The 8093-nt window shown below is 63.8% G+C and carries 9 protein-coding genes; 5 read left to right on the forward strand and 4 right to left on the reverse strand.

Going from position 1 to position 8093, the window contains the following annotated elements; all coding sequences use genetic code 11:
* The coding region (locus Q0C64_RS12880; protein WP_294124242.1) for a metallopeptidase TldD-related protein at positions 1–303 on the forward strand (303 nt) is incomplete at its 5' end.
* Between the two features lie 15 nt (positions 304–318).
* Here Q0C64_RS12880 and Q0C64_RS12885 read toward each other — a convergent pair.
* The 3 genes from Q0C64_RS12885 to Q0C64_RS12895 form a co-directional block, all read right to left on the reverse strand.
* Positions 319–1137 carry a hypothetical protein gene (locus Q0C64_RS12885; RefSeq protein WP_294124243.1) on the reverse strand — a complete coding sequence of 273 codons (819 nt, stop codon included), beginning with the start codon at positions 1135–1137 and terminating at the stop codon, positions 319–321.
* 100 nt (positions 1138–1237) lie between these two features.
* A complete protein-coding gene (locus Q0C64_RS12890) occupies positions 1238–1675 on the reverse strand; it encodes a CoA-binding protein (protein ID WP_294124244.1) in 438 nt (145 codons plus the stop codon).
* Positions 1676–1702: 27 nt separating this feature from the next.
* On the reverse strand, positions 1703–2665 hold the full coding sequence (locus Q0C64_RS12895; protein ID WP_294124245.1) for an Mrp/NBP35 family ATP-binding protein: 963 nt from the start codon (positions 2663–2665) through the stop codon (positions 1703–1705).
* A gap of 71 nt (positions 2666–2736) precedes the next feature.
* Between Q0C64_RS12895 and hflK the strand changes: the two genes are divergently transcribed.
* The 3 genes from hflK (at position 2737) to Q0C64_RS12910 (ending at position 6324) form a co-directional block, all read left to right on the forward strand.
* On the forward strand, positions 2737–3819 hold the full coding sequence (gene hflK / locus Q0C64_RS12900; protein WP_294124246.1) for an FtsH protease activity modulator HflK: 1083 nt from the start codon (positions 2737–2739) through the stop codon (positions 3817–3819).
* Positions 3819–4673, forward strand: coding sequence for a protease modulator HflC (locus tag Q0C64_RS12905; RefSeq protein ID WP_294124247.1), 855 nt, complete (start codon positions 3819–3821; stop codon positions 4671–4673). The genes hflK and Q0C64_RS12905 overlap by 1 nt, the downstream gene beginning before the upstream one ends.
* Positions 4674–4752: 79 nt before the next feature.
* On the forward strand, positions 4753–6324 hold the full coding sequence (locus tag Q0C64_RS12910) for a Do family serine endopeptidase (RefSeq protein WP_294124248.1): 1572 nt from the start codon (positions 4753–4755) through the stop codon (positions 6322–6324).
* Positions 6325–6348: 24 nt separating this feature from the next.
* Here the strand turns inward: Q0C64_RS12910 and Q0C64_RS12915 are convergent, their stop codons facing one another.
* Positions 6349–7233: a hypothetical protein gene (locus Q0C64_RS12915; RefSeq protein ID WP_294124249.1), complete on the reverse strand. Its 885-nt coding sequence runs from the start codon at positions 7231–7233 to the stop codon at positions 6349–6351.
* A 203-nt stretch (positions 7234–7436) separates the two neighbouring features.
* Between Q0C64_RS12915 and Q0C64_RS12920 the strand changes: the two genes are divergently transcribed.
* The gene (locus Q0C64_RS12920; RefSeq protein ID WP_294124250.1) at positions 7437–7835 is read left to right on the forward strand and encodes a nuclear transport factor 2 family protein; all 399 of its coding nucleotides are present in this window, start codon (positions 7437–7439) and stop codon (positions 7833–7835) included.
* The last annotated feature ends 258 nt before the right edge of the window (positions 7836–8093 follow it).

Genomic DNA, 8093 nt, shown 5'->3' on the forward strand with positions numbered 1-8093 from the left:
AATCTGTTCAGTGCGGCAGGCAAACGTAGCCGCGACGAAATGATTGCCGACCTCAAGCATGGCATTCTGGTCACCGAAATGATTGGGCACGGCGTCAACGGCGTCACCGGCGACTATTCGCGTGGCGCGGCGGGCTTCCTGATTAGCAATGGCGAAATCGGCCCCGCAGTGGCGGAAATCACCATCGCGTCGAACCTCAAGCAGATGTTCGCCACGCTGGAGCCGGCCATCGACCTCCGCTTCCGCCGCGGCATCGACAGCCCGACGCTGCTCGTTCCAGCAATGACGGTGGCGTCGGCATAGGCCGACGCCGCGCCGTCAACCGTTGTTGGGACCCTTGCCGATCGCCCAGAAGACGTGGGTCAGGACCTTCCTGCCTGCGCCCAGATCCTTGACGAACACGTCTGGCCGTCCCTGGCCATCAGCATGGATAGCGCGGCCCCATTCGGCGGGACTGTCCCCTATGGCTGCTTCTTCGCGCGGGGGCGCTTTGCCGACCTGACGGATTCCGAAATTGGTGCTCGCGGTCGCGGTCGTGAAGCCATCGTCATGATCATAGATGAGGTTCAACTCTTGATAGTCATGGCTGTTCGGATGTGTGTTCGCCGGCGGGCCGAGCGGACTGTTGGTATAATCCATGCAGGTGCCAAGGTTCGGATTGTCGAACGTCTCATCCTGGTGATCGAGCCCGAAGTCGTGACCGACCTCCTGGCAGGCGACTAGCGCACGCCACTCTGGCTGATTGTAGGGCGCTGAATTGTGATAGCTGTCGTTGAGCTTGGTCGTCGCCTGGCTGATGTGGCCGCTGGTCAGCCAAATTGAGGCAATCCCCAGCCAACCGCGCTTCCCGTACGCCGAATTGCAGACGAGAACCTGTCCGGCGATCGGACTGCACTTCTTGGGATCACGGGATGAAGTCTGGCTGCTAAGGGCCAGCTCGTTCGAGCTGTTCCAGTCGGAAATTGAAGTTCCGACCGATGAATTCCACTGCGAGGTGATGGCCGTATTGACCTTTATCGGTAATTCGGAACCGTCGCCGGCCCAATGATATCCGCCCCAGCTATGGTTGGCGAAGGCCGGATTCAACGCGATCACCGCGCCCGAAAGCAGCGCGGCACGCACAATGAGCTTTTTCATTGTATGCCCCTTGCCGGCAGTTGACCCCTAAGCGCAGCCCTGTACCGGCCCCCGAAGACCGCGCAGACCCCGGGGAAACTCTGCTCGATTCAATTTTGAGTCAAGCGACTGGATTTAAAGGCGCAATTCCAAGCCTTGGGATCTCGATAGCCGGGCAGCGGTCCATGACGACCTTGAGCCCGGCGGCCTCGGCCCGCTGCGTCGCAGCCTCGTCGATCACTCCGAGCTGCATCCAGACGGCCTTCGCTCCGACTGTGATCGCCTGGTCGACGGCTTCTCCGGCAAATTCCGACCGGCGAAAGATGTCGACGATATCGATCGGCTCGCCGATCTGGGCCAGTTCGCGCCAGACATATTCGCCATGGACATGCTCGCCGGTGATCTGCGGATTGACCGGGATCACCCGGTAGCTCTGGTCCTGGAGGAATTTCATGACCCGGTTCGACGGCCGTTCCGGCCGATCTGATGCCCCAACCATGGCGATGGTGCGAGCGCCCCGCAGCAACCCAGCAATGTCTTCATCGGCAGTCAGCGGCATCGAAACTCTCCTGAATTCATCAATGCTTCAGGTGGCGACTTTCTCCAGCTCTTCAAGCAAGCGGCGCGCAAGAGCTGAAAAGGCGTCGGCGGCGGGTCCTTCATTGGCGGCTGGCGGTTGCCCCGCGTCAGACGCCTCACGAAGGCTGGCCGAAAGTGGCAGCCGACCTAGGAACGGTACATTCAGCTGCGCTGCCGATGCTTCCGCCCCGCCCTGGCCGAATGGATCGCTGGATTCGCCGCAATGCGGGCATTGATAGCCGGCCATATTCTCGATCACACCGAGCACCGGCACGCCGGTCTTGCCAAACAGGTCGATCGCCCGGGTCGCGTCGATCAGCGACAGGTCCTGCGGGGTCGAGACAATCACCGCGCCGGCCGGGCGAGATTTCTGCACCAGCGACAGCTGCACGTCGCCCGTACCCGGCGGCAGGTCGACCAGGATAAGTTCGGTGTCGCCCCAGTCGCCTTCAATCAATTGATTGAGCGCGCCCGACGCCATCGGCCCGCGCCAGGCCAGCGCCTGGCCTGCCGGAACGAGCTGGCCGATCGACAGCAATTTCACGCCCTGCGCTTCGATCGGAACCAGCTTGTCCTTTTCGGCGTGCGGCTTTTCGTGGGCGCCAAGCAGGGTCGGTTGCGACGGGCCGTAGATATCAGCGTCGACGATTCCGACCTTCTTGCCCATGCGTGCCAGCGCGATTGCCAGATTGGTGGTCAGCGTCGATTTTCCGACCCCGCCCTTGCCCGAGCCAATGGCGATGTAGGTCCGGCCCGGCTTGGAAGCGGTCAAGGCGACCCGGGCTTCGCGCACGCCCGGCTGCGCCGCGACCGCTTCCCGCAAGCGCGCCTCGAGCGCTGCACGCTCATCGTCATCGAGACCGGAGGCATCGGCGACGATGGTTGCGACATCGCCAACCAGCCTTTTCGAGCGGATTCGTTCCGCATCGGGCAGCTGGTCGAGGCCGCTCAAAGGTTCCTCAGGGGTCATGTGCCGAGCCCTTAATTGCCTTTTCGACCGGCGGCACTGTTTTTCGGCGAAACCCTACTTATTATGGGGCCATGTCAATCTTTGCAGGGTGGGGCGCCCGCGGGCGCGCCTTTTTCAGCGACAACAAGGGTCCGTGGGGAGCTCCCCCGGGCTCCGGCGGCGGTGAACCGCCGTCCGGTGACGAGCCAGGCGGACCATGGAGCGAGCCGCCCAAGCGCGGCCGGTCCGCGTCGGTTTCCTCGCTCGACGACTTCCTGAAACGGAGCCGCGGCCGCTTTGGCGGCGGCGGACCGGGTGGCGGCCTCGGCTTTGGCGGCCGACCAAACGGGTCGCTTTACCTGTGGGCGGTGATTGCCCTTGTCGCATTATGGCTGCTGCTGACGACGATGCACCGCATCGCGCCGGAAGAGCGCGGCGTGGTGACCCGCTTCGGGCGCTACAGCCACACGCTGTCGCCGGGTATCGGCCTGACCCTCCCGTCGCCGATCGACCGGGTGCAAAAGGTCAATGTCGAGGAAATCCGCAATATCGACATCGGCTCGGTTGCCGAGGAAACGCTGATGCTGACCGGCGACCAGAACATCATCGACATCGCCTACCAGGTCCGCTGGCTGATCCGCGACCCTGAGCAATATCTTTATGAGCTGGCCGAACCCGAGGAGACGATCCGGCAGGTAGCGGAAAGCTCGATGCGGCAAATCGTCGCCCAGGTGACGCTGCAGGACGCGATGGGCGTCAAGCGCGGCGACATCGAAGCGCGGGTCCAGGAAGAAATGCAGCAGACGCTGGACAAATATGAGTCGGGCGTGGCCATCCAGGGCGTGGCGATCAAGCAGGCGGACCCGCCGGCTGCGGTCAACGACGCGTTCAAGGAAGTGAACGCGGCGCAGCAGCGGGCCCAGAGCTACGTCAACCAGGCGAACGCCTATGCGTTGCAGCTTCGCCAGCAGGCTCAGGGTGACGCCACCGCCTTCGACAAGGTCTATGAGCAGTACAAGCTCGCCCCGGGAGTGACCAAGCGCCGCATGTATTATGAAACGATGGAACGGGTCCTGCAGAACGTCGACAAGACGATCGTCGAGGCTCCCGGCGTGACGCCCTATTTGCCGCTGACCGAAGTCAGGCGAAACACGCCGCGGACGGGAGGCCAGTGATGGACGCGATCCGCCGCCACCCGATTGTCGTACTGTTCATCGGCCTGGTGCTGCTGCTGATGGTCTTCAGCAGCATCATGATCGTGCCGGAAACCAAGCAGGGCATTATCACGCGCTTCGGCAAGCCGGTGCGGATCATCAACCGCTATAAGGACGGGGCGCAAATCGGGCAGATCGGCGCAGGGCTCGCCATTCGAATCCCGTTCGTCGACCGCATCGACTGGATCGACAAACGGGTTCGCGACATCGAGATGGACAAACAGCAGGTGCTGTCGACCGACCAGCTGCGGCTCGAGGTTGATGCGTTTGCCCGCTACCGGGTGGTCGATCCGCTGCGCATGTACATCCGCGCCCGCTCGACCGACCAGTTCGAACGGTCGTTGGCGCCGATTCTCGGCTCCCAGCTGAGGAACGAGCTGGGTAAGCGCCCGTTCGCTTCGCTGCTGTCACCCGAACGCGAAGGTGTGATGGGCAATATCCGCAGCGGCCTCGATCGCGTCGCGCGTCAATATGGCGCCGAGATCATCGATGTACGTATCAAGAAGGCCGACCTGCCCGACGGCACGCCGCTGGAATCGGCCTATGACCGCATGCGGACGGCTCGCCAGCAGGAGGCGCGCTCGATCGAAGCCACGGGACAGAAAAATGCCCAGATCATCCGCGCCGAGGCCGACGCCGAAGCCGCGCAAACCTATGCCGCGGCATTCGGCAAGGACCCGGAATTCTATAATTTCTACCGTGCGATGCAGAGCTATCAGAGGACCTTCATCGGCGCCCCGGGCAGCAAGACCGCGCCGACCAGCATCATCCTGTCACCGAACAATGAATATCTGAAGGAATTTACTGGACGATAGGAGCCAGCCCTGTTCAATTCGCGTTCATGCGCTTGACCTAGCGTCGATGATGGACCGCGAAAGCCAAGCGAGGAAGAGAATGAAGCCGATCAAGGAGTTTCGACCCGTGCGTTATGCCTATGGGGTCGCCATGGCCCTACTGCTCGGAGGGACCGCATTTTCGGTCGCGACAGGTCAGGCCGGGGCGCAGGTCGCCCAGAACGCACCGTCGGCCATCGTTCCCGCCGCGGGGGCGCCGACATCATTCGCCGACCTGGCCGCGCGCCTAGCGCCGGCGGTGGTCAATATTTCGACCAAGCAGCGGGTACCGGTGCGGCGCCAGGTCGACCCGTTCGAGGAATTCTTCCGCCGGTTCGGCGGCCAGGCGCCCGACGGCCAGGGCCAGGGCCAGGGGCAAGGCCAGGACGGCACCCCGCAGACCCGCGAGACGGGGTCGCTCGGATCGGGCTTCCTGGTTTCGCCCGACGGCTACATCGTCACCAACAACCACCTGATCCAGGGCGTCAACGGAACCGGCACGGTCGACAGCGTCACGGTGATCCTGGCCGATCGCCGCGAGTTCCCGGCGCGGATCGTCGGCCGCGACACGACGTCCGACCTCGCCTTGCTGAAGATCGAGGGTTCCAACCTGCCATTCGTCAACTGGGGCGATTCGACCAAGGCCCGCGTCGGCGACTGGGTGATGGCGATCGGCAACCCGTATGGCCTTGGCGGCACGGTTACCGCCGGCATCATCTCGGCGCTGCATCGCGGCGGCATCACCGGCGGCGGCGCCTATGACCGCTACATCCAGACCGACGCCAGCATCAACATGGGCAACTCGGGCGGTCCGATGTTCGACATGGCCGGCAACGTCATCGGCATCAACTCGGCGCTGATCTCGCCGACCGGGGCGAGCGTCGGCATCGGCCTCGCCATTCCGGCCGAAGCCGCCAAGCCGGTGATCGACTCGCTGCGCCGCGGCCAGCGGCCGTCGCGCGGTTACCTCGGCGTCGGCCTCCAGCCGCTCGACGAGAGCATCGCTGCCAGCCTTAGCCTGCCGAAGGACCGCGGTGAGCTGGTCCGGTCGGTGGTTCCCGGGCAGGCGGCTGCCAAGGCGGGACTGCAACAGGGTGACGTGATCGTCCGGGTCAACGGGCGCGATGTCACGCCGGACGAGACGGTCAGCTACCTGGTCGCCAACACGTCGGTCGGCAGCCGGATTCCCCTGGAGATCATCCGCGACGGGCGTCGCCAGACGGTGCAGGTCGCGGTTGGACAGCGCCCAACCGACGAGGAACTGGCACAGCAGTCGGGCGGCAATCAGGACCAGGAACAGGCGCTTGGCCAGGAAGCGCCGGTGACTCCCGGCAGCGCGATGGGGCTATCGCTCCAGCCGCTTAACCCGCAAATCATCCGCGCGCTCAACTTGCCGGATAATGTGCGGGGCGTGGTGGTGACCGCCGTCGACCCGAGCAGCGACGCGTCGGAAAAAGGCATTCGCCGCGGTGACGTGATCATCTCGGTCAACCGGCAGGCGGTGACCACGCCGGCGCAGGTGCTGGCCGCGATCGACACGGCCAAGCGTGCGGGGCGCACCAGCGTCCTGCTGCTGATCAAGCGCGGCCAGGCACCCGAAGGCTTTGTCGGGGTCGACCTGACGCAGCGCTAGGGGGCCAAGCCTACCGCTTGGGTGTTAGCCCGCTGCAGGCGCAGGCGTCGTGCTGTCGCCTGACGCCGGCGCCGCAGCGGCAAACCCGCATTGCTTCTGTTCCATCGGAATCTGCTTGGTGATCCGGGTGGCGTTTTCGGAATAGGCCTGGGTCACCGAACCCTTGTTGATGGTCTTGCCGCGCAGCGGGCTGACGCCGTCGCAGATATGGAAGACGTGCGGCGTCGCCGACGTCTTGGCGCCGTTCTCCGGGGCGATCCAGTAGACGATATCCAGGCCGTTCGGATTCGCGGCGCTCTTGGTCGCCTCGGCCACCGTCGCGGAGTCCTGGGCGATCGCCTTGGCCTGCTCGGCCACCTCGGGCGAACAAGCCGTTGTCGGCTGATTGGACTTAATCTGGGTCGCACACGCATTCATGTCTTGCGTGTACTGTTCGACCGACGGCGGCTTCCAGCTCACGCCGATCAGCGTGGCGGCCACGGCCAGGACGGCCCCGATCCCGCCAGCGACCTTCTTGTTCTTCGGATCCATGTCCTTGTCCATGAAGATCAGGACAACCAGCGGCAGGAAGGCGATCAGCGTGACGATCGCACCGAGCTGGTTCTGGAAGAAGAACCTGGCCGGATCGGCCCTGCTGGCCGGATCCTGCTTGTTGGCGGCCTTCCACATCAGGCTGCCGGCAATGGCGAAGATGGCGATCCCGACCAGGATGCCGATCAGCAGCGGAAGGTTGCCATGGTCGAACTTGCCCTGGCGGAGCATGACAATCCCGGCGACCTCACCGCCGATGGCGATGACCCAGGATATGGCGGCGAAAATGCGTAGGCGCGTGGCGGCAGATTTCTGGCCCTGCGTTGCGCGCCATTCCTTGGTGACGTCGACTTCAGCGGCCGGTTCGTTGTCGGACATGTTCACATTCCCCTATCCACACTTGGGCCCAACGGGTAGGAGTGACCGACGTAGCGATCAGGATCAACCCTGACGTTACAAGAATCGGTTCTTGCGGCGTAGAACGGCTAGCGACCTGACATAGGGGGCCTACGTTTGGGGACTGGCCCGCGCGCAAAATATCTGCATGCTGGCCGCGAATGGAGTCTTCGGAGGATTGCTCATTGGCCGCTGACGCGCCTTGCCTCGATGTTCGCGACCTTGAGCGCGAATGGCGCGACGCGCTGGTTGCCAAGGACGAGGCGGCACTCCGCCGCCTGATCCACCCCCAATTCAAGCTCGTCGGAATCCGGTCGACCGGATCGGTGGCGGTCAATCTGGCGCAATGGATCGAGGCGCTGCAGCGGATGGACATCGCCAGCCTCGAGGTGCGGGTCACCGAGTGCGTGGCGCTGGACAATGTGATTGTCGCGACCGTCGATGCCCAATGGAAAGTGCGCTATCTTGGCCAGCTGATCGATGAGCGGGTGCTGCTGACCGACGTCTGGGTGCAAGAAGGCGACAGCTGGCAGGTGGTGCGTCGCCACAGTTCGCCAGTCCCGGCCGGGGTCAAAGTCGACTGACCGGGCGCAGCAAATTCGTCACGGTTGATTTTCCGTTGAGATAAGTCATTCTCCTCAAACGTTGATGTGTCCGTAGAGGGGACGGGTATGATCACAGTGGCGATAGCACTCGCCCTGGCGCCCAATCCGGCCGCAATCGATGCACCGCGTCATGCATTCCAGGCCTGTTTGAAGACGTTTGAATCCAATCAGCGCCAGGCCAAGGTCGCGGCCGATGCCTATTCGACGGCCGTGAAGACCGCCTGTCCGGCCGAGGCC

The organism is Sphingomonas sp., assembly GCF_023266535.1.
Lineage (GTDB): Bacteria > Pseudomonadota > Alphaproteobacteria > Sphingomonadales > Sphingomonadaceae > Sphingomicrobium.

What these genes read in the sequence shown, in the direction of transcription:
- Q0C64_RS12885 (WP_294124243.1), bottom strand. Translation starts at nt 1,137, where the DNA reads ATGAAAAAGCTCATTGTGCGTGCCGCGCTGCTTTCGGGCGCGGTGATC.
- Q0C64_RS12890 (WP_294124244.1), bottom strand. Translation starts at nt 1,675, where the DNA reads ATGCCGCTGACTGCCGATGAAGACATTGCTGGGTTGCTGCGGGGCGCT.
- Q0C64_RS12895 (WP_294124245.1), bottom strand. Translation starts at nt 2,665, where the DNA reads ATGACCCCTGAGGAACCTTTGAGCGGCCTCGACCAGCTGCCCGATGCG.
- hflK (WP_294124246.1), top strand. Translation starts at nt 2,737, where the DNA reads ATGTCAATCTTTGCAGGGTGGGGCGCCCGCGGGCGCGCCTTTTTCAGC.
- Q0C64_RS12905 (WP_294124247.1), top strand. Translation starts at nt 3,819, where the DNA reads ATGGACGCGATCCGCCGCCACCCGATTGTCGTACTGTTCATCGGCCTG.
- Q0C64_RS12910 (WP_294124248.1), top strand. Translation starts at nt 4,753, where the DNA reads ATGAAGCCGATCAAGGAGTTTCGACCCGTGCGTTATGCCTATGGGGTC.
- Q0C64_RS12915 (WP_294124249.1), bottom strand. Translation starts at nt 7,233, where the DNA reads ATGTCCGACAACGAACCGGCCGCTGAAGTCGACGTCACCAAGGAATGG.